We start from the raw sequence: 18704 nt of genomic DNA on the forward strand, positions 1-18704 counted from the left end.
AGGCCCTACTGAAAACTGTCCTTACAATCCCTGCATCGCCCGCCAGTTCCAGGCAGGCGTTCCTCTTCAGGAGACTCCGATGTCCGTTGAGCAAGCCCCGGTGCAACGTGCCGATTTCGACCAAGTAATGGTGCCTAACTATGCACCTGCCGCCTTTATCCCTGTGCGTGGCCAAGGTTCGCGCGTGTGGGATCAAGCAGGTCGTGAGCTGATCGACTTTGCCGGCGGCATCGCGGTCAACGTGTTGGGCCACGCCCACCCGGCGCTGGTCGGTGCACTGACCGAACAGGCCAACAAGTTGTGGCATGTGTCCAACGTCTTTACTAACGAGCCGGCGCTGCGCCTGGCCCACAAGCTGATCGACGCCACCTTTGCCGATCGCGTGTTCTTCTGCAACTCCGGCGCCGAGGCCAATGAGGCTGCGTTCAAGCTGGCCCGTCGTGTGGCCTTTGACCGTTTCGGCAGCGAGAAATACGAGATCATCGCCGCACTGAACAGCTTCCACGGGCGTACCCTGTTCACCGTCAACGTCGGCGGCCAGTCCAAGTACTCCGATGGTTTCGGGCCTAAAATCACCGGCATCACCCACGTTCCTTATAACGATCTGGCTGCGCTGAAGGCCGCTGTGTCGGGCAAGACCTGCGCCGTAGTGCTGGAACCGATCCAGGGTGAAGGCGGCGTACTGCCGGCTGAACTGGCTTACCTGCAAGGTGCCCGCGAACTGTGCGACGCGAACGACGCGCTGCTGGTGTTCGACGAAGTGCAAACCGGCATGGGCCGCAGCGGCCACCTGTTTGCCTACCAGCATTACGGTGTGACGCCGGACATCCTTACCAGCGCCAAGAGCCTGGGCGGCGGTTTCCCGATTGCGGCGATGCTTACCCGTGAAGACCTGGCCAAGCACCTGGTGGTCGGCACCCACGGCACCACCTACGGCGGCAACCCGCTGGCGTGCGCAGTGGCCGAAGCGGTGATCGACGTGATCAACACGCCAGAAGTATTGGCCGGCGTTAACGCCAAGCATGACTTGTTCAAGGCGCGCCTGGAGCAGATCGGCACGCAATACGGCATCTTCACCGAGGTGCGTGGCATGGGCCTGCTGATCGGTTGCGTGCTCAGCGATGCCTTCAAAGGCAAGGCCAAGGACGTGTTCAACGCGGCCGAAAAAGAGAATCTGATGATCCTGCAAGCTGGCCCGGACGTGGTGCGTTTTGCGCCGAGCCTGGTGGTGGAAGAGGCGGATATCAACGAAGGGCTGGATCGTTTTGAGCGTGCTGTGAAGACGTTGACCCAAGCCTGATACAAATCTATCTGCCGGACCGGATCAAATGTGGGAGGGGGCTTGCCCCCTCCCACATTAGGAACAGTGTTGTTCCTGACCTGTCCGGTATTTTTTTCTATGAGTTTTTCGAGTTAAGGAGTAACACCATGCTGGTGATGCGCCCCGCGCAAATGGCTGATCTGGGCGAGGTACAGCGTCTGGCTGCAGACAGCCCGATTGGTGTTACGTCCTTGCCAGACGATGTGGAACGCCTGAGCGACAAGATCGCCGCCAGCGAAGCTTCTTTCGCGGCCGAGGTAAGCTTCAACGGTGAAGAGAGCTATTTCTTCGTGCTTGAAGACACCGATACCGGCAAGCTCGCCGGTTGCTCGGCCATCGTTGCTTCAGCCGGCTACTCCGAGCCGTTCTACAGTTTCCGTAACGAAACCTTCGTGCACGCCTCCCGAGAGCTGAAGATCCATAACAAGATCCACGTGCTTTCCCAGTGCCATGACCTGACCGGGAACAGCCTGCTCACCAGTTTCTACGTGGTGCCGGAATTGGTCGGATCGCCCTGGTCGGAACTCAACTCCCGTGGCCGCCTGTTGTTCGTTGCCAGCCACCCCGAGCGCTTTGCCGATTCGGTGGTAACCGAGATTGTCGGCTACAGCGACGAAAACGGTGATTCGCCGTTCTGGGACGCCATCGGTCGCAACTTCTTCGACCTCAACTATGCCGCCGCCGAGCGCCTGTGCGGGCTGAAAAGTCGCACCTTCCTCGCCGAGTTGATGCCGCATTACCCGATCTACGTGCCGCTGTTGCCGGACGAGGCCCAGGAAGCCATGGGCCAGGTGCACCCGCGTGCGCAGATCACCTTCGATATCCTGATGCGCGAAGGTTTCGAGACCGATCACTACATCGACATCTTCGACGGTGGCCCGACGCTGCATGCACGGGTTTCGGGTATTCGCTCGATCGCCCAGAGCCGCGTGGTACCGGTGAAGATCGGCGAGATGGTCAAGGGCGTCGGTCGCCAGTACCTGGTGAGTAACGCGCAGTTGCAGGATTACCGCGCGGTGATGCTGGAGCTGGACTATGCGCCTGGTAAGCCAGTAACCCTGGACCTGGCGGCCGCCGAAGCCCTGGGCGTTGGCGAAGGCGCGAGCGTGCGTTTGGTTGCGGTATAAAAACAGAGTTTCGCGGGTGGCTGACAACAGCGGCCCGTTCGAGGAGATAGCATGATCGTTCGTCCCGTACGCAGCAGCGATTTACCGGCCCTGATTGATCTGGCGCGCAGCACCGGCACCGGCCTCACCACTTTGCCGGCCAACGAAGAGCGCCTGACCCACCGGGTTGGCTGGGCGGAAAAAACCTTTCGCGGCGAAGCCGGGCGCGGCGATGCCGACTACCTGTTCGTGCTGGAGAACGATGAAGGCCGCGTGGTCGGCATTTCTGCCATTGCCGGTGCCGTGGGCCTGCGTGAGCCCTGGTACAACTTCCGGGTCGGGCTGACCGTCAGCGCCTCCCAGGAGCTGAATATCTACCGCGAGATTCCGACGCTGTTTCTGGCCAACGACCTCACCGGCAATTCCGAATTGTGCTCGTTGTTTTTGCATGCCGATTATCGCAACGGTCTTAACGGCCGCATGTTGGCCAAGGCGCGCATGTTGTTTATCGCGGAGTTCCCGCAATTGTTCGGCAACAAGATCATTGCCGAGATGCGCGGCGTATCCAACGACGCCGGGCGTTCGCCGTTCTGGGAAAGCCTGGGTCGACACTTCTTCAAAATGGAGTTCAGCCAGGCCGACTACCTTACCGGTGTGGGCAACAAGGCATTTATCGCCGAGCTGATGCCGAAGTTTCCGCTGTACAGCTGCTTCCTGTCCGAGGATGCGCGCAACGTGATCGGCAAGGTCCATCCGGACACCGAGCCGGCCCTGAGTATGCTCAAGAGCGAAGGGTTCAGCTATCAGGGCTATGTCGATATCTTCGATGCAGGCCCAGCGGTAGAGTGTGAAACCAGCAAAATCCGTGCGGTGCGCGACAGCCAGTCGCTGGTGTTGGCCATCGGCACGCCGGGGGACGACGCCACGCCGTTCCTGATCCATAACCGCAAGCGCGAGGAGTGCCGTATCACTGCTGCTCCGGCCCGGCTGGCGGCAGGTACCCTGGTGGTCGATCCGCAGACCGCCAAGCGCCTGCAGCTGGTAGTGGGTGATCAAGTGCGTGCCGTACCGTTGTCTGCTGCTCGGGAGCCCAAGTAATGAATTCGCTGTATATCGCAGGTAGCTGGCTGGCCGGCCAGGGTGAGTTGTTCGAATCGCGCAACCCGGTGACCCAGCAGGTATTGTGGGCCGGCAACGGCGCCACCGTCGAGCAGGTCGAGTCCGCCGTGCAGGCGGCACGCCAGGCATTCCCCGCGTGGGCTCGTCTGCCGTTGGAAGAACGCATCAGAATGCTGGAAGCCTTTGCCAGCACCCTGAAAAGCCGTGCCGATGAAATTGCCCGCTGCATTGGTGAGGAAACCGGTAAACCCTTGTGGGAATCGGCTACCGAAGTCACCAGCATGGCCAACAAGATCGCCATCTCGGTGCAGAGTTATCGTGAGCGCACCGGCGAAAAGAGCGGCCCATTGGGTGACGCCACCGCGGTATTGCGTCACAAGCCTCACGGCGTGGTGGCGGTGTTCGGCCCGTACAACTTCCCCGGGCATTTGCCCAACGGCCATATCGTCCCGGCCTTGCTGGCGGGTAATACCGTGCTGTTCAAACCCAGCGAGCTGACCCCGAAAGTTGCCGAGCTGACCGTGCAATGCTGGATCGAAGCCGGGCTGCCGGCGGGCGTGTTGAACCTGCTGCAAGGCGCGCGGGAAACCGGCATCGCCCTGGCCGCCAACCCCGGCATAGACGGCTTGTTCTTCACCGGGTCCAGCCGCACCGGCAATCATCTGCATCAGCAGTTTTCGGGACGCCCGGACAAAATCCTCGCCCTGGAAATGGGCGGCAACAACCCGCTGGTCGTGGATGAAGTGGCCGATGTGGATGCGGCGGTCTACACCATCATCCAGTCTGCGTTTATCTCGGCTGGTCAGCGTTGCACCTGCGCCCGTCGCTTGTTGGTGCCGGAAGGCGCCTGGGGCGATGCATTGCTGGCGCGGTTGGTGGCGGTGAGCGCAACGATTGAAGTCGGTGCGTTCGACCAGCAACCACCGCCGTTCATGGGCTCGGTAATCTCCCTTGGCGCGGCGAAAGCCTTGATGGACGCCCAGGAATTGATGTTGGCCAATGGCGCCGTAGCGCTGCTGGAAATGACCCAGCCACAGGATCAGGCCGCATTGCTGACCCCAGGCATCATCGACGTGACCGGCGTAACCGAGCGTGAAGACGAAGAACTGTTCGGCCCGCTGTTGCAGGTGATTCGCTACGCGGATTTCGCCGAGGCAATCGCAGAGGCCAACAACACCCAATACGGCCTGGCCGCTGGCCTGTTGTCGGATAGCGAAGCGCGTTACCAGCAGTTCTGGCTGGAAAGCCGTGCCGGTATCGTCAACTGGAACAAGCAGTTGACCGGCGCCGCCAGTACCGCACCGTTTGGCGGGGTAGGGGCCTCGGGTAACCATCGGGCCAGTGCGTATTACGCGGCCGATTATTGTGCGTATCCGGTGGCGTCGCTGGAAACGCCGAGTCTGGTGATGCCAGCCACGTTGACCCCTGGCATTACACTGATCTGAACGTGGGAGGGGCTTGCTCCCGATGGCGGTGTGTCAGTCACCTAATTAGTCAACTGACACCCTGCTATCGGGAGCAAGCGCCCTCCCACATTTGAACTGTGGTGTATTCAGTAATTTGATGCCTATAAAAACAGATGTTCGTGGAGCCTCGCCGATGAAATCCTGTGAAGTCAATTTTGACGGTCTAGTGGGGCCGACCCATAACTACGGCGGTTTGTCTTTCGGCAACGTCGCATCCCAAAGCAACAGCCAGCAACATTCCAACCCCAAGGAAGCGGCGTTGCAGGGCCTGCAGAAAATGAAAGCCCTGATGGACATGGGCTTTGTGCAAGGTGTGTTGGCGCCCCAGGAACGCCCGGATGTGGCTGCTTTGCGCAACCTGGGTTTCAGCGGAACCGACGCCCAGGTAATTCAGCAAGCGGCCAAGCAGGCCATGCCGTTGCTGGTAGCGAGCTGCTCGGCTTCCAGCATGTGGGTAGCCAACGCGGCCACTGTCAGCCCGAGCGCTGATACCGCAGACGGTCGCGTGCATTTCACCGCCGCCAACCTCAACTGCAAGTACCATCGCAGCATCGAACACCCCACCACCAGCCGCGTGCTGGGCGCGATGTTCGCCGATGCAAAGCACTTTGCCCACCACGCCGCCTTGCCGGCGGTGGCGCAGTTCGGTGATGAGGGCGCGGCCAACCACACGCGCTTTTGCCGTGAGTACGGTGAGGCCGGTGTTGAGTTCTTCGTGTTTGGCCGCAGTGCCTTCGACAGCCGTTACCCGGCCCCGCAGAAGTACCCGGCGCGCCAGACCCTTGAAGCATCCCAGGCAGTCGCGCGCCTGCACGGCTTGAAGGATGACGGTGTGGTCTACGCCCAGCAGAACCCGGCGGTGATCGATGCCGGCGTGTTCCACAACGATGTAATCGCGGTGGGCAACGGCGAGATGCTGTTCTACCACGAGGACGCATTCCTCAACACTGAACAGATGCTCGCCGAGCTGCAAGCCAAGTTGGGCAAGCTGGGCGGCAACTTCCAATCCGTCTGCGTACCCCGTGCCCAGGTCAGTGTCGAGGACGCGGTGCGTTCCTACCTGTTCAACAGCCAGTTGCTGACCCGCCCTGACGGTTCGATGCTGCTGATTGTGCCGGAAGAGTGCCGCAGCAATGAGCGTGTGTGGCACTACCTGCAGGGCCTGACCAACTCCGGTGGGCTGATCCGCGAAGTCAAAGTGTTCGACCTCAAGCAAAGTATGCAGAACGGCGGCGGCCCGGCGTGCCTGCGTTTGCGCGTCGCCTTGAACGAAACCGAACTGGCGGCGGTGAATCCAGGCGTTATCATGACCGCGCCACTGTACGAAACCCTGACCCAATGGGTTGGCAAGCACTACCGCGACAGCCTGCGCGAAACCGACCTGGCTGACCCGCAGTTGCTGCTTGAGTGCCGGACGGCACTGGATGAACTGACGCAAATCCTTAAACTGGGCTCGGTTTATCCTTTCCAGATCAATTAACACCATACGGCTGAGATATTTTATTTATGACCGACACCCTGAAGCTGATCCTTGAAGACACCGACGGCACCCAGCTGGAAACGTCCTGCACCCGCGTTGCCGTGGTCTGGCAGGGCAAGGAGATCTGGATCCAGCACGACGGCCGTGGCCAACTGCTGATTGGTGTGGACGTCGAAGAGGGCGACGCCGAGTACGCCAATCTGCTGATGCGTCCCTTGGCGACCAACCTGATGAGCCTGCAACTGGAAATGGAACCGGCCGACGTTGAGGGTGATGACGACGATCACGTCCATGGTCCTGGCTGCAACCACTAAGGAAGCTGCTTATGCTCGCCCTCGGCAAACTGCTTGAACTGACCCTCGCCGGTCGCGAACCGGCGCAAAAAATTCAACTGACTGTCGACGGCGTGCAGATGCGCTGGCTCAGCGAGGGCGCGCTCGAAGTGCGCCCCCCTGAGGCTCGGGACAATGGCAGCGACCTGCTGCTGTCGTCCGGCATTCATGGCAACGAAACCGCGCCGATCGAACTGCTTGATCGCCTGTTGCATGGCATCGCCCGTGGGGAAATCAAACCCCGCTCCCGTATTCTGTTCCTGTTCGGCAACCCCGAGGCCATGCGCCGCGGCGAGCGTTATCTCGAACTGGACATCAACCGGCTGTTCAACGGCCGGCATGAAAGCAACATCGGCCCCGAGGCCATGCGCGCTGCCGAACTCGAGCAACTGGCGCGCAGTTTTTTCAGCCAGCCCGGTCGATCACGCCTGCACTACGACCTGCACACCGCGATTCGTGGTTCTAAGATCGAGCAGTTTGCCCTCTATCCGTGGAAGGAGGGGCGTCAGCATTCGCGCCGTGAACTGGCGCGCCTGAACGCCGGCGGTATGCAAGCGGTATTGCTGCAGAACAAAACCTCGATCACTTTCACTGCGTTTACCTACGAACAGTTGGAAGCCGAAGCCTTCACCCTGGAACTGGGCAAGGCCCGGCCGTTCGGGCAGAACCAGAGCGTGGACGTGTCCCGGCTGGAGGCGCGCCTCAAGCACATCATTGAAGGCGATGAGCCGCCGACAGAAAGCCTGGACGGCCTGCAACTGTTTGCCGTCTCTCGCGAGGTCATCAAGCACAGCGACGCCTTCCTGATGCACCTGCCGGCGGATGTGGAAAACTTTTCGCAATTGGAAAAGGGTTATCTGCTGGCCGAAGACGTGGCCAAGACGCGCTGGGTGATCGAGGAGGAGGGTGCCCGCATCATCTTCCCCAACCCGAAGGTGAAGAATGGTTTGCGCGCAGGGATTCTTATCGTGCCTGCCACGGATGCTGGGTTGGCTTAAATCTTAAGTCCAACTGGATCCAAATGTGGGAGGGGCGGTGCGACGTTTCGACTTGCCCCCGATAGCCGTATACCAGTCAGCCCATCTGCAGCTGACTCACCGCCATCCGGGGCAAGCCCCCTCCCACATGTTGTTTTGCAGTGTTGCTTAGACCGCTACAGCACGCGGCTCACTACGGCGGATCGCCCGCACCTTGTGCAGGGTATCGGCGCAGGTACGCGCAGCTTCCTGACCCTTGTGCACGAAGTGCTCATAGAAGAACGTAGTGTGCTCGCTGCCGGCGTGGAAGTGGTGCGGCGTCAGGGACACCGAGAACACCGGCACTTCAGTTTCCAGTTGAACCTGCATCAAACCGCTGACCACTGACTGGGCCACGAATTCGTGCCGGTAGATGCCACCATCCACCACCAGCGCGGCGGCGACGATGCCGGCATAGCGACCGGTCTTGGCCAGCAACTTGGCGTGCAGGGGCAATTCAAAGGCACCGCCGACTTCAAAGAAGTCGATGTCCGATTCCTGATAGCCTTGGGCGATCATTTCGGCAAGAAAGCCTTTGCGCGATTGGTCGACGATATCCTTGTGCCAGCAGGCCTGGATAAACGCGACGCGCTCGCCGTGATGGTTTTTGCTTTTGCTGTCGATTGCGGTGGGTTGCATGTTCTGACTCCTGTTTAAGAAAAAAACAGGGCGTTATGAATCGAATGGGATTTAAGGGTATGCACAACGGCGTCATGCAAGCATGAGGTCAGTGCGCGGCCCTTAGGTGCCAATCCCGTTCTCTCTTCATCCGGACTATGACCGTCGGCCCCGGGATCACACCGGGTCTGCTGACCTTGTCGCCGTCCTGCCGGAGCAGTTCGAGGCGCCAAGCGCTCGCGGGCTATGCACATTGCGTGCAATTACCGCCGGTGGGGAATTGCACCCCGCCCTGAGAACGTTGCCGCCAGAACCCTGGCGGCGGAGAGTTTTTAACACGGTTTTTCAAAAACTGCACGGTTGCCGTATCGATAAGCTATATCGGTTTGTTTGGTTGGTATTCGATTGAATGCAGTGGGGGCTTGATATTGCGTGGCTTTGCCCGCAGTAATCACACACAAAAGGACTTATCCATTCCGTTAGAGGCCCCCTTCATGACCGTGATTGACCTGCGCAGCGACACCGTGACCCAACCCACCCCCGGTATGCTCGACGCGATGGCCGGCGCCGTCAGCGGTGATGACGTCTATGGCGAAGACCCCAGCGTCAACAAGCTGGAGGCGGAACTGGCCAAGCGTCTGGGCTTCGCCGCCGCGCTGTTCGTGCCCACTGGCACCATGAGCAATTTGCTGGCATTGATGGCCCACTGTGAGCGCGGCGAGGAATATATCGTCGGCCAGCAGGCCCATACCTACAAATACGAAGGCGGCGGGGCGGCCGTGCTGGGCTCGATCCAGCCGCAGCCGCTGGAATTGCAAGCGGACGGTTCCCTGGACCTTGACCACGTGCTGGCGGCGATCAAGCCTGACGATTTCCACTTTGCCCGCACGCGCTTGCTGGCGCTGGAAAACACCATGCAAGGCAAGGTCCTGCCGATGGAGTACCTGGCCAAGGCGCGCGCGTTTACCCGTGAGCATGGCCTGGCCTTGCACCTGGACGGGGCGCGGATCTACAACGCAGCGATCAAGCTGGGGGTGGATGCGCGTGACATCGCCAAGCATTTCGATTCGGTGTCGGTGTGCCTGTCCAAGGGCCTTGGCGCACCGGTCGGCTCGGTGCTGTGCGGTTCCACGGCGTTGATCGCCAAGGCCCGGCGCCTGCGCAAGATGGTCGGTGGCGGAATGCGTCAGGCAGGTTCGTTGGCGGCAGCGGGGCTGTATGCCCTGGATCATCAGGTACAGCGCCTGGCCGAGGACCACGCCAACGCGCAGTGGCTGGGTGATGAGCTGCGCAAGGTCGGTTACACGGTGGAGCCGGTGCAGACCAACATGGTCTATGTGCAAATTGGCGAGCAGGCGCAGGCGTTGAAAGCCTTTGCCGCAGAGCGCGGGATCAAGTTGAGTGCCGCGCCGCGCCTGCGTATGGTCACCCATCTGGATGTCAGCCGGGCACAGATCGAGCAAGTCGTGCAGACATTCGTCGCATTTTCGCAGAAATGACAGTGCAGACCGTCTAATTGACTGTTTCTATCACATAAACACGCTGTACCACCGGCGAAGGGCCGATATAATGCGGTCCTTTGCCGTCGCTCCGTCTGATGATGTTGCGCACTGGCCTTTGGCCGCAGCCTCCGTGGAAGAACCTAATGAAAAGCGCAGAAATCCGTGAAGCCTTCCTTCGCTTCTTCGAAGAGCAAGGTCACACCCGTGTAGCCTCCAGCTCCTTGATCCCAGGCAATGACCCCACCCTGCTGTTCACTAACGCGGGGATGAACCAGTTCAAGGACTGTTTCCTGGGCCAGGAAAAGCGCGCCTATACTCGCGCCACCAGCAGCCAGAAGTGCGTACGCGCCGGCGGCAAGAACAGCGACCTGGAAAACGTCGGTTACACCGCGCGTCACCACACGTTCTTCGAAATGCTGGGTAACTTCAGTTTCGGCGACTATTTCAAGAAGGATGCGATTACCTTCGCCTGGACCTTCCTGACCGGCGTGCTGAAACTGCCCAAGGAAAAACTCTGGGTTACCGTCTACGCGACGGACGACGAAGCCTATGACATCTGGACCCAGCAAATCGGTGTACCTGCCGAGCGCATGATTCGCATCGGCGACAACAAGGGTGCGCCTTACGCTTCCGATAACTTCTGGACCATGGGCGATACCGGCCCGTGCGGCCCTTGCACCGAGATCTTCTACGATCACGGTGCGGACATCTGGGGTGGCCCACCCGGCTCGCCGGATGAAGACGGTGACCGTTACATCGAAATCTGGAACAACGTGTTCATGCAGTTCAATCGCACCGCCGATGGCGTGTTGCATCCGCTGCCGGCGCCGTCGGTGGACACCGGCATGGGCCTGGAGCGGATCAGTGCGGTCATGCAGCACGTTCATTCCAACTATGAAATCGACCTGTTCACCAACCTGCTGAGCGCTTCGGCTGCGGCCATTGGTTGCACCAATGAAGGCCAGTCGTCGCTCAAAGTGGTATCGGACCACATCCGTTCCTGTGGCTTCCTGATTGCCGATGGTGTGTTGCCGTCCAATGAAGGGCGTGGCTACGTGCTGCGTCGCATCATCCGTCGCGCCTGCCGTCACGGTAACAAGCTGGGTGCCACCGGCAGCTTCTTCTACAAAATCGTGGCTGCACTGGTTGCCGAGATGGGCGATGCCTTCCCGGAACTCAAGCAGCAGCAGAGCAATATCGAGCGCGTACTCAAGGCCGAGGAGGAGCAGTTCTCCAAGACACTGGAGCACGGTCTGAAGATTCTCGAGCAGGACCTGGCTGAGCTCAAAGGCTCTGTGGTACCGGGCGACGTGGTGTTCAAGCTTTACGACACCTACGGTTTCCCGATGGACCTGACCGCCGATATCGCCCGTGAACGCGAGCTGACCATCGATGAAGCCGGGTTTGAGCGTGAGATGGAAGCCCAGCGGGTGCGTGCGCGTTCCGCCAGCTCCTTTGGCCTGGACTACAACACCCTGGTCAAGGTTGACGTGCCCACCGAGTTCATCGGCTACAAGGCTACCGCCGGCTCGGCCAAGATCGTTGCCATCTATAAAGACGGCAAGTCGGTCGATGTATTGAGCGAAGGCGAAGAAGCCGTGGTGGTGCTGGACCAGACCCCATTCTACGCCGAGTCAGGTGGCCAGATTGGTGATTGTGGTTTCCTCAGCTCGACGTCCGGCCGTTTCGAGGTGCGCGACACCACCAAGACCGGCGGTGCTTTCCTGCATCACGGTGTGTTGGTACTGGGCAGCCTGACTGTCGGCGCGCCAGTGGATACCCAGGTCGATGCTGACGTAAGGCATGCAACTGCGTTGAACCACTCGGCCACTCACTTGCTCCACGCTGCCTTGCGTCAAGTGCTGGGCGAGCATGTTCAGCAAAAGGGCTCGTTGGTCGACAGCCAGCGTCTGCGGTTTGACTTCAGCCACTTTGAAGCAATCAAGCCTGAGCAGATCAAGGCGCTGGAAGATATTGTCAATGCCGAGGTGCGCAAGAACACGCCGGTAGAAACTGAAGAAACTGACATCGAAACCGCCAAGGCCAAGGGCGCCATGGCGTTGTTTGGCGAGAAGTACGGCGACGAAGTTCGCGTGCTGAGCATGGGGGGTAGCTTCTCGGTCGAGCTGTGTGGTGGTATCCACGCTAACCGTACCGGCGATATCGGCCTGCTGAAAATCATCAGCGAAGGTGGTGTGGCGTCCGGTGTGCGTCGTATCGAGGCGGTGACCGGTGCTGCGGCCCTGGCTTACCTCAATGCCGCCGAAGAACAACTCAAGGAAGCGGCCAGCCTGGTCAAGGGCAGCCGTGACAATCTGATCGACAAACTGTCTGCCGTGCTGGAGCGCAACCGTGCGCTGGAGAAACAGCTGGAGCAGTTGCAGGCCAAGGCGGCCAGCGCTGCGGGCGATGATCTGTCGGCCTCGGCGGTTGACGTCAAGGATGTGAAAGTTCTGGCGGCGCGCCTGGACGGTCAGGACGGCAAGGCGTTGTTGGCCTTGGTCGATCAGTTGAAGAACAAGCTCGGCCGCGCAGTGATCCTGCTCGGCAGTGTCCATGAGGATAAGGTCGTTCTGGTTGCCGGTGTAACCAAAGACCTGACTGGCCAACTCAAGGCCGGTGATTTGATGAAGCAAGCCGCTGCGGCAGTGGGCGGCAAGGGCGGTGGTCGTCCGGACATGGCACAAGGCGGTGGTGTAGATGCCGGTGCCCTGGATGCGGCCCTGGCCTTGACCGTGCCGTTTGTCGAGGCAGGTATTTAAGGCACTGTTAATCGGCCCGTGGTCTAGTCACGGGCTTGTTCAGTGCGGGTGGATTGGATATTAGGCGCCCCTTTACGGGCTGAGGCGGCTTGGAAATGGCTTTGATCGTACAGAAATTTGGAGGCACCTCGGTCGGCTCTGTAGAAAGAATCGAGCAGGTCGCCGACAAGGTTAAGAAATTCCGCGATGCCGGCGATGACCTGGTTGTGGTGCTGTCAGCCATGAGCGGCGAGACCAATCGCCTGATCGACCTGGCCAAGGCTATCAGTGGGGATCAACAGCCGTTGCCACGTGAGCTGGATGTGATTGTGTCCACGGGCGAGCAGGTAACCATTGCGCTGTTGGCCATGGCTCTGAACAAGCGTGGCGTGCCGGCGGTGTCCTACACGGGCAGCCAGGTGCGCATTCTCACCGACAGCGCGCACACCAAGGCGCGTATCCTGCAGATTGATGATCAGAAAATTCGTACTGATCTGAAGGCTGGGCGCGTGGTAGTTGTAGCGGGTTTCCAAGGTGTGGACGAGCAAGGCAACATCACCACCCTCGGGCGTGGCGGTTCTGACACCACGGGTGTGGCACTGGCGGCAGCGCTCAAGGCTGACGAATGCCAGATCTATACCGACGTGGATGGCGTCTACACCACTGACCCGCGCGTCGTGCCAGTGGCCCAGCGCCTGGACAAGATCACCTTTGAAGAAATGCTGGAAATGGCCAGCCTTGGTTCCAAGGTGCTGCAGATTCGCGCGGTGGAGTTCGCCGGCAAGTACAACGTTCCGCTGCGCGTATTGCACAGCTTCAAGGAGGGTCCGGGCACCCTCATTACTATTGATGAAGAGGAATCCATGGAACAGCCGATCATTTCCGGCATCGCTTTCAACCGCGATGAAGCCAAGCTGACGATCCGTGGCGTGCCAGACACCCCGGGCGTGGCTTTCAAGATTCTGGGTCCTGTCAGCGATGCGAATGTTGAAGTCGACATGATCGTGCAGAACGTTTCGCACGATAACACCACCGATTTCACCTTCACCGTGCACCGCAACGAATACGATGCGGCATTGAAAATCCTGCAGAACACAGCGAGCGAGATTGGCGCCCGTGAAGTGGTCGGCGATACCAAGATTGCCAAGGTATCGATCGTAGGGGTGGGCATGCGTTCCCATGCCGGCGTTGCCAGCCGTATGTTCGGGGCCCTCGCCAAGGAGGGTATCAACATCCAGATGATTTCCACTTCGGAAATCAAAGTCTCGGTAGTGCTCGAAGAGAAGTACCTGGAACTGGCTGTACGCGCGCTGCATACCGCTTTTGAGCTTGACGCTCCGGCCCGACAGGGCGAGTGATGTGTTGCCAGGAAGGCGCGGTTTACCGCGCCTTTCATTTTTTTGTGGGGCGCATGTTCTTTTGCGTGGGCTCGACAATACTTAGGTGTGTAGGGCTACGGCTTTTGGGTTGTAGGTCGAATGCCTTTTTTTTGCAGACTGTTGTTCCTGAACTGAAATGCGTGAGGAGAAAGGCATGCTGATTCTGACTCGTCGTTGCGCAGAAAGCCTGATTATCGGTGATGGCGAAATCACCGTGACCGTGCTCGGCGTCAAAGGCAATCAAGTGCGTATTGGGGTTAACGCTCCAAAAGAGGTAGCGGTTCACCGCGAGGAAATCTACCTGCGGATCAAGAAAGAGAAGGACGAAGAACCAAGCCTTTAATTTTTATCGTTTTTTATGTTTGCAAACGGGGATGAACGTGGTTAATATACGCCCCGTGTTGCGGAGAGCTGGCCGAGTGGCCGAAGGCGCTCCCCTGCTAAGGGAGTACACCTCAAAAGGGTGTCGGGGGTTCGAATCCCCCGTTCTCCGCCATTATTTGCTTAGTACGTTGCAATCTGGTTTTTTCGGTAAGTTGTTGAAAATACTCGAAAAAACAGCTTTACATAGAGATTGAACGGCCTATAATGCGCGGCAACAAATGCACTCGTAGCTCAGCTGGATAGAGTACTCGGCTACGAACCGAGCGGTCACAGGTTCGAATCCTGTCGAGTGCACCATTTAAGAGTTAGTTGCAGCGATGCAGGTAGCTCGGCTTCAACCAGTTGTGATCTGGTCTAAAAACACAATCTGCACTCGTAGCTCAGCTGGATAGAGTACTCGGCTACGAACCGAGCGGTCACAGGTTCGAATCCTGTCGAGTGCACCATACAAACAAAAAGCCCGCCTAGTGCGGGCTTTTTGCCGTCTGGGGTTTATGTAGGTTTTATCCTGGTGTGGGTCTTTTTATCTTTCCCATGTGTTTTCCCTCTCCTGCGTGTCGTCGCATTTCTATAGGTGCAGCCAATACTGAACATTGGCTCGCAAGCGCTTGTTCTTTCCAGTTTTTTAACGTTTAAAACGGCCGGGCGGTGTATCATGCGCCGGTCAGCCCCGTCGGGGCTTGTGGAATACCTCCATGGACTTACCCAGTAGTGACTCAGTACCCCGTTTTACCAATCATGAATTGACTGATTGATCCTTCCGGCGTGCCCCGCTGCTGGGAGTGGAGTTCGCCTATGACCGAAGTAGAAGTAAAGAAAACACAAGAAAGCCTGCAGGATCGTCTGGCTCAAGTCATCGAGCTGCTGCAGCGCCAGCGCGTGGTCGAAGACCTCACGCACCGCCAGGAAGGTCCGAACCACGACCGCGTTGAAAACCTGGTTCACCGGCAAAACCTCGTCGAGTTACAACGCAAGCTCGATGACCTGCACTCCGCCGACGTTGCCTACATCCTCGAAGCTTTGCCGCTGGATGATCGACTGACCCTTTGGCAGTTGGTCAAGGCCGATCGCGACGGTGACATCCTCCTGGAGGTGTCTGACTCGGTCCGTGAAACGCTGATCGCCGACATGGATGATCATGAGCTCCTGGCCGCCGCCAAGGAGATGGATGCGGACGAACTGGCCGATCTGGCACCTGAGCTGCCCCGGGATGTTGTCCATGAGTTGATGGAGGCGCTCGATACGCAGCAGCGTGAGCGCGTGCGATCGGCGCTGTCCTATGACGAGGACCAGGTCGGTGCGCTGATGGATTTCGAGATGGTCACCATCCGCGAAGACGTCAGTCTGGAAGTGGTACTGCGTTACTTGCGTCGCCTCAAAGAGCTGCCGGGCCATACCGACAAGCTGTTCGTGGTCGACTACGAGGGAATTCTCAAAGGCGTATTGCCGATCAAGCGCCTGCTGGTAAATGATCCAGAGAAGAAAGTAGCTGACCTGATGGCCAGCGATACCGTCAGCTTCCATCCTGACGAAGATGCCTACGACGCGGCCCAGGCCTTTGAGCGTTACGACTTGATCTCGGCTCCGGTAGTCGACAAGAACGGCAAGTTGATCGGTCGTCTGACCATCGATGAAATCGTTGACTTGATCCGTGAAGAGAGTGAAACCGAAGTCCTCAACATGGCGGGTTTGCGTGAAGAGGAAGACATTTTTGCGTCAGTCTGGCGTTCTCTGCATAACCGCTGGGCCTGGCTGGCGGTTAACCTGATCACGGCATTTATCGCGTCTCGTGTCATCGGGTTGTTTGAAGGTTCAATCGAAAAGCTGGTGGCATTGGCAGCGTTGATGCCGATTGTGGCGGGTATCGGCGGTAACTCCGGTAACCAGACCATCACCATGATCGTGCGGGCCATGGCGCTGGATCAGGTGAGTACGGCCAACTCTTCACGCCTACTGCGCAAGGAGCTGGCTGTGGGCCTTATCAACGGCCTGGTGTGGGGTGGAGTGATTGGTGTGGTGGCCTATCTCCTTTATGGCAGTTGGTCCTTGGGCGTAGTGATGACGGCCGCCATGACCCTCAACCTGCTGCTGGCTGCCTTGATGGGGGTGTTGATCCCTATGACCCTCGCGCGCCTTGGTCGCGATCCCGCCATGGGAGCCAGCGTGATGATTACTGCCATGACTGACAGTGGTGGCTTCTTCATCTTCCTGGGCCTGGCAACGATCTTCCTGCTCTGATCCTTTCTGCGGGGGCATGTCTGCCCCCGCTTTGCTCCCCATCTCCAAAATTCAGGCAAAAAAAAGCCAGCACATGGCTGGCTTCGGCTTTCAGTGTCAATCAATTGGCTTCTGCGGCCGCCTCAACATCGTGAGCGATAAGCGAGACGAGGGCGTTTTGCTGGCGGTGGGAGAGCTGACGAAAACGCTGCAGCAGTTCGCGTTCGTGCAGTGACAGCTCCGGGCTATCCAGGCGCATGCTCAACTCTTCACCCAAGGCACCTTCCTGAATAAGGCTTTGTTCCAGGCGTGCGATGATTTCAGAGTTCATGCTGCGGTGATGATTGCGAGCCACCTCGGCAATGCGTTCCCGCATTCCGTCTGGCAGACGTACGACGAATTTGTCAGCCGTACGGCTGGAATAAATTGCCTGTTTCAATGGGCGCATATATTTAACCGGTTAGTTCAGGGGAGCGGTTTCTGGAATTGGCCGCAAGATGAGTGTTAAGACAAGGCTCACGACCAAAGTTCAACCCGAATTGCAAAGAGGCCGCATCATGCCTCAGATTTGCCATTTCATTGGCGTCAATTCTGTGACAAATATTGAACCGCCTAAAGGCTTTGTGCCAGTACTGAATTGCATTTTTGCGGACTGGTTTGAAAACTTTGGCGCTGATGCAGTGCTAGTCCATCAACGCGCAGGGCTACGGCGCATCTGGGTTGAAGGGTGCAGCGCAATATGGCCTTTTGCCCTCAGTCTTAAGCCTAGTGGCAGTTTGCCGATTTGCTAGGATGATTCGACATAAGGTAGGGGGGGGGAGGGGGTTAGCGCAGCAGTGGATCGAACTTGATTCGGCGACCGGCGATGAGGGCCAATATCAGTAGGCTACCAAACACGGCGCTGACGATGAAGGCGGTGGCTTGAACTCCAGAGGAGTCAGTAGCGAGGGCCAGAAAGCCTGCCATGAGGGTCAAGCATAGAAAAAGCCAGGCAGGTTTGGACATTGATAGTTATCTCAGAAAACCCAGTGCTCGGATGTAGGTGCTGCTTGTGTTTCTTGGGTCAGGAGAACGGGTGACTGCTCGGTAGCAGTGACTACCGCCAGCTGGGGGCGTTGTTGCAGATGATGGGGAACTGCTTGGCTGGCCAGTGCGGCATCTTGAGTATTGACTGGCTGGAAATGAAATATCACCAGTGCGGCCAGGGCTACGGCATTGAGAGCTAATAGTAGGATGCTATTCATGGTCATGTTCTCCGCGGTGCTTGGTTCGCTTGGTTTATGCAAAGAACATTGCAGATGCCGTGCCAAACTATTTTCCCTTTAAAATCAATTATTTGATTTGCCTATGTGGTGGTTTCGGGTTGCAGTTTGCAATGATGGCATTTTGAGGTAATGCAATTTGCACGATCACTGCAAGTCCCCGTGTTTACTGGGTGAAGCTATAAAGATATGTGCAAGGATCGCCCTACAAGCAAAATGCCTAAGGACGACATGACAAAAACTACCTCGACCGTTAATATGCACGCCGTCTGTCGCTGGTCTCATCCGCGACGCGCTTGTCATTTGTCCCAGTAGCTCAATTGGATAGAGCATCCCCCTCCTAAGGGGAAGGTTGGCCGTTCGAACCGGCCCTGGGACACCATCTTTATAGACTGAACGCCTGCCATGGCGTTTAGTGCTATCTACAAGACATCCGCTTTTCTCTCTGCTGCATTTCCTTCGATCTGAATCCTGCTATCTGTTGATAGCCTGGCATTTGTTGCAGGTTGTTTTTTGCGTCAGGAGGATCCAGTGCGGGCAATGCGCTGGCTCCCTTCTCTATATATAGAGATTCACAGAGGCTCCAGGCCTGGTGCACGGCAGGTCAAATGGGAGTTTTGAGTTTTTTGATTTAATGGGGTTGACGCACATGCAAATCCCTGTAGAATTCGCCTCCCGCTTCGGAGAGATCTTAAGCGCAAGTGGTTGAAGTTGTTGAAGAAATCTTCGAAAGCTTCTGAAAATAATCACTTGACAGCACA

At 58.2% G+C, this 18704-nt stretch carries 16 protein-coding genes, 4 tRNA genes and 1 riboswitch; of the genes, 16 read left to right on the forward strand and 4 right to left on the reverse strand.

What is annotated here, in order from left to right:
• The first annotated feature begins 79 nt into the window (after nucleotides 1–79).
• The 7 genes from JH25_RS06170 to astE all read left to right on the forward strand — a co-directional run bounded on the left by JH25_RS06170 (nucleotide 80) and on the right by astE (nucleotide 7822).
• Nucleotides 80–1300 carry an aspartate aminotransferase family protein gene (locus JH25_RS06170; RefSeq protein WP_032879829.1) on the forward strand — a complete coding sequence of 407 codons (1221 nt, stop codon included), beginning with the start codon at nucleotides 80–82 and terminating at the stop codon, nucleotides 1298–1300.
• Nucleotides 1301–1428: 128 nt separating this feature from the next.
• Nucleotides 1429–2448 (forward strand): arginine/ornithine succinyltransferase subunit alpha, encoded by a 1020-nt coding sequence (gene aruF, locus JH25_RS06165; RefSeq protein WP_005790628.1) that lies wholly within the window; start codon nucleotides 1429–1431, stop codon nucleotides 2446–2448.
• Between the two features lie 51 nt (nucleotides 2449–2499).
• Nucleotides 2500–3525 carry an arginine N-succinyltransferase gene (gene astA / locus JH25_RS06160; RefSeq protein ID WP_032879830.1) on the forward strand — a complete coding sequence of 342 codons (1026 nt, stop codon included), beginning with the start codon at nucleotides 2500–2502 and terminating at the stop codon, nucleotides 3523–3525.
• A complete protein-coding gene (gene astD / locus JH25_RS06155) occupies nucleotides 3525–4991 on the forward strand; it encodes a succinylglutamate-semialdehyde dehydrogenase (protein WP_032879831.1) in 1467 nt (488 codons plus the stop codon). Before astA ends, astD begins: the two co-directional genes overlap by 1 nt.
• Nucleotides 4992–5145: 154 nt before the next feature.
• Nucleotides 5146–6492, forward strand: a complete 1347-nt coding sequence (astB, locus tag JH25_RS06150) for an N-succinylarginine dihydrolase (protein ID WP_032879832.1) — start codon at nucleotides 5146–5148, stop codon at nucleotides 6490–6492.
• A 26-nt stretch (nucleotides 6493–6518) separates the two neighbouring features.
• Nucleotides 6519–6806, forward strand: a complete 288-nt coding sequence (locus tag JH25_RS06145) for a hypothetical protein (protein ID WP_003175651.1) — start codon at nucleotides 6519–6521, stop codon at nucleotides 6804–6806.
• Nucleotides 6807–6817: 11 nt separating this feature from the next.
• Nucleotides 6818–7822, forward strand: coding sequence for a succinylglutamate desuccinylase (gene astE, locus JH25_RS06140; protein WP_032879833.1), 1005 nt, complete (start codon nucleotides 6818–6820; stop codon nucleotides 7820–7822).
• Between the two features lie 147 nt (nucleotides 7823–7969).
• On the opposite strand, the gene JH25_RS06135 is transcribed toward astE, so the two are convergent.
• Nucleotides 7970–8479 carry a 6,7-dimethyl-8-ribityllumazine synthase gene (locus tag JH25_RS06135; protein WP_032879834.1) on the reverse strand — a complete coding sequence of 170 codons (510 nt, stop codon included), beginning with the start codon at nucleotides 8477–8479 and terminating at the stop codon, nucleotides 7970–7972.
• Between the two features lie 113 nt (nucleotides 8480–8592).
• Nucleotides 8593–8762, reverse strand: a riboswitch (FMN riboswitch).
• Nucleotides 8763–8952: 190 nt separating this feature from the next.
• Here JH25_RS06135 and ltaE point away from each other — a divergent pair.
• From ltaE to mgtE, 8 genes are all read left to right on the forward strand, one after another.
• Complete coding sequence (ltaE, locus tag JH25_RS06130) at nucleotides 8953–9957, forward strand: low-specificity L-threonine aldolase (protein ID WP_032879835.1); 1005 nt, start codon at nucleotides 8953–8955, stop codon at nucleotides 9955–9957.
• A 146-nt stretch (nucleotides 9958–10103) separates the two neighbouring features.
• Nucleotides 10104–12722, forward strand: a complete 2619-nt coding sequence (gene alaS, locus JH25_RS06125; protein WP_032879836.1) for an alanine--tRNA ligase — start codon at nucleotides 10104–10106, stop codon at nucleotides 12720–12722.
• 95 nt (nucleotides 12723–12817) lie between these two features.
• On the forward strand, nucleotides 12818–14059 hold the full coding sequence (locus JH25_RS06120) for an aspartate kinase (protein ID WP_005790609.1): 1242 nt from the start codon (nucleotides 12818–12820) through the stop codon (nucleotides 14057–14059).
• 175 nt (nucleotides 14060–14234) lie between these two features.
• The gene (gene csrA, locus JH25_RS06115; protein ID WP_003175645.1) at nucleotides 14235–14423 is read left to right on the forward strand and encodes a carbon storage regulator CsrA; all 189 of its coding nucleotides are present in this window, start codon (nucleotides 14235–14237) and stop codon (nucleotides 14421–14423) included.
• A 62-nt stretch (nucleotides 14424–14485) separates the two neighbouring features.
• Nucleotides 14486–14576 (forward strand) — tRNA-Ser (locus JH25_RS06110).
• Nucleotides 14577–14684: 108 nt separating this feature from the next.
• Nucleotides 14685–14761, forward strand: a tRNA-Arg gene (locus JH25_RS06105).
• Between the two features lie 72 nt (nucleotides 14762–14833).
• Nucleotides 14834–14910: transfer RNA gene (locus JH25_RS06100), tRNA-Arg, on the forward strand.
• A gap of 349 nt (nucleotides 14911–15259) precedes the next feature.
• On the forward strand, nucleotides 15260–16702 hold the full coding sequence (gene mgtE / locus JH25_RS06095; protein ID WP_005790606.1) for a magnesium transporter: 1443 nt from the start codon (nucleotides 15260–15262) through the stop codon (nucleotides 16700–16702).
• A 100-nt stretch (nucleotides 16703–16802) separates the two neighbouring features.
• On the opposite strand, the gene JH25_RS06090 is transcribed toward mgtE, so the two are convergent.
• The 3 genes from JH25_RS06090 to JH25_RS28295 all read right to left on the reverse strand — a co-directional run bounded on the left by JH25_RS06090 (nucleotide 16803) and on the right by JH25_RS28295 (nucleotide 17925).
• The gene (locus JH25_RS06090; protein ID WP_003193592.1) at nucleotides 16803–17129 is read right to left on the reverse strand and encodes an Arc family DNA-binding protein; all 327 of its coding nucleotides are present in this window, start codon (nucleotides 17127–17129) and stop codon (nucleotides 16803–16805) included.
• A gap of 377 nt (nucleotides 17130–17506) precedes the next feature.
• Nucleotides 17507–17686, reverse strand: coding sequence for a PA3371 family protein (locus JH25_RS29110; RefSeq protein WP_032879837.1), 180 nt, complete (start codon nucleotides 17684–17686; stop codon nucleotides 17507–17509).
• An 11-nt stretch (nucleotides 17687–17697) separates the two neighbouring features.
• The gene (locus tag JH25_RS28295) at nucleotides 17698–17925 is read right to left on the reverse strand and encodes a hypothetical protein (RefSeq protein WP_078822109.1); all 228 of its coding nucleotides are present in this window, start codon (nucleotides 17923–17925) and stop codon (nucleotides 17698–17700) included.
• Between the two features lie 323 nt (nucleotides 17926–18248).
• Between JH25_RS28295 and JH25_RS06080 the strand changes: the two genes are divergently transcribed.
• Nucleotides 18249–18325 (forward strand) — tRNA-Arg (locus JH25_RS06080).
• Nucleotides 18326–18704 lie beyond the last annotated feature (379 nt).

It is taken from the genome of Pseudomonas sp. BRG-100 (assembly GCF_000737955.1).
Lineage (GTDB): Bacteria > Pseudomonadota > Gammaproteobacteria > Pseudomonadales > Pseudomonadaceae > Aquipseudomonas > Aquipseudomonas synxantha_A.

Bases quoted from the DNA above. Each gene is read 5' to 3' on its own strand.
- JH25_RS06170 (WP_032879829.1), top strand. From the start codon at position 80: ATGTCCGTTGAGCAAGCCCCGGTGCAACGTGCCGATTTCGACCAAGTA.
- aruF (WP_005790628.1), top strand. From the start codon at position 1,429: ATGCTGGTGATGCGCCCCGCGCAAATGGCTGATCTGGGCGAGGTACAG.
- astA (WP_032879830.1), top strand. From the start codon at position 2,500: ATGATCGTTCGTCCCGTACGCAGCAGCGATTTACCGGCCCTGATTGAT.
- astD (WP_032879831.1), top strand. From the start codon at position 3,525: ATGAATTCGCTGTATATCGCAGGTAGCTGGCTGGCCGGCCAGGGTGAG.
- astB (WP_032879832.1), top strand. From the start codon at position 5,146: ATGAAATCCTGTGAAGTCAATTTTGACGGTCTAGTGGGGCCGACCCAT.
- JH25_RS06145 (WP_003175651.1), top strand. From the start codon at position 6,519: ATGACCGACACCCTGAAGCTGATCCTTGAAGACACCGACGGCACCCAG.
- astE (WP_032879833.1), top strand. From the start codon at position 6,818: ATGCTCGCCCTCGGCAAACTGCTTGAACTGACCCTCGCCGGTCGCGAA.
- JH25_RS06135 (WP_032879834.1), bottom strand. From the start codon at position 8,479: ATGCAACCCACCGCAATCGACAGCAAAAGCAAAAACCATCACGGCGAG.
- ltaE (WP_032879835.1), top strand. From the start codon at position 8,953: ATGACCGTGATTGACCTGCGCAGCGACACCGTGACCCAACCCACCCCC.
- alaS (WP_032879836.1), top strand. From the start codon at position 10,104: ATGAAAAGCGCAGAAATCCGTGAAGCCTTCCTTCGCTTCTTCGAAGAG.
- JH25_RS06120 (WP_005790609.1), top strand. From the start codon at position 12,818: ATGGCTTTGATCGTACAGAAATTTGGAGGCACCTCGGTCGGCTCTGTA.
- csrA (WP_003175645.1), top strand. From the start codon at position 14,235: ATGCTGATTCTGACTCGTCGTTGCGCAGAAAGCCTGATTATCGGTGAT.
- mgtE (WP_005790606.1), top strand. From the start codon at position 15,260: ATGACCGAAGTAGAAGTAAAGAAAACACAAGAAAGCCTGCAGGATCGT.
- JH25_RS06090 (WP_003193592.1), bottom strand. From the start codon at position 17,129: ATGCGCCCATTGAAACAGGCAATTTATTCCAGCCGTACGGCTGACAAA.
- JH25_RS29110 (WP_032879837.1), bottom strand. From the start codon at position 17,686: ATGTCCAAACCTGCCTGGCTTTTTCTATGCTTGACCCTCATGGCAGGC.
- JH25_RS28295 (WP_078822109.1), bottom strand. From the start codon at position 17,925: ATGAATAGCATCCTACTATTAGCTCTCAATGCCGTAGCCCTGGCCGCA.